Source organism: Paraburkholderia sp. J8-2, assembly GCF_905220195.1.
Taxonomy (GTDB): Bacteria; Pseudomonadota; Gammaproteobacteria; order Burkholderiales; family Burkholderiaceae; genus Paraburkholderia.
In genome coordinates this window covers 1-662 of the sequence record NZ_CAJMZA010000110.1, presented here as the reverse complement: position 1 = coordinate 662, position 662 = coordinate 1, and the positions used below count along the sequence as shown (strand labels likewise).

Annotated in this window: 1 protein-coding gene; it reads right to left on the bottom strand. The window is 60.1% G+C overall.

Annotation, left to right across the window (positions count from 1 at the left end; translation table 11 throughout):
- Positions 1 to 628: TetR/AcrR family transcriptional regulator (locus tag U5A52_RS43020; protein ID WP_321940492.1), on the bottom strand; the 628-nt coding region annotated here is incomplete at its 3' end.
- Positions 629 to 662 lie beyond the last annotated feature (34 nt).

Sequence of the window (662 nt, the reverse complement as noted above, 5' to 3'; positions counted from 1 at the left end):
GCGTCCATGCGTCATCGTCAAGCAGTCGGTCAAACAGATGAGCGCGCTCCTTGTCCGACAAGGGGGAAAGGCCGAACAGCGCATACAGTGCGAGGCCCCATGCCGCCTCCCAGCGCAACAGCGCGATTTCAGGATCGGCGGCCTCTTCCCTGATCTGCCGGACCTGCCCGGCGAACCGTTCCCGGATAAACGCCATGGGGCTCGGATCATCCACAAGGATCGAAAGGACTGCACGCGCAGGTGAGCGGTTCTCGTCTACCATCTGGCGCAATGCCGCAATCTCGAGTGAGAGCGCTTGCTGTGGGGCATCCTTCGGACGCGATTGCTGATAGTTGCGCCGGAACTGTTCGAAACTGACGTTGCGATATGCGAGTACACCCTTGAACAGATCAGCCTTGGAGCGAAAGTGATGCGTGACCGCCCCCTTGCTCAGGCCTGATTCCCGGGCGACAGCCTCGAATGTCAGCCTCGCAGTCCCATCGCGGGCGAGGACGGTCAACGCCGCCTCGATGATCGCATTGCGGGTCTGTTCTGAACGCTCCTGCCTGGCCAAAAGTTTGTCCCCAAAGTTATGGAGGGCTGAAATGGCGCGATCGAACGTGCCTTGCTTCCGGTAGCCCACTTGCACAATATCTGCATCCTGGACCGGGAGTATACGGCTC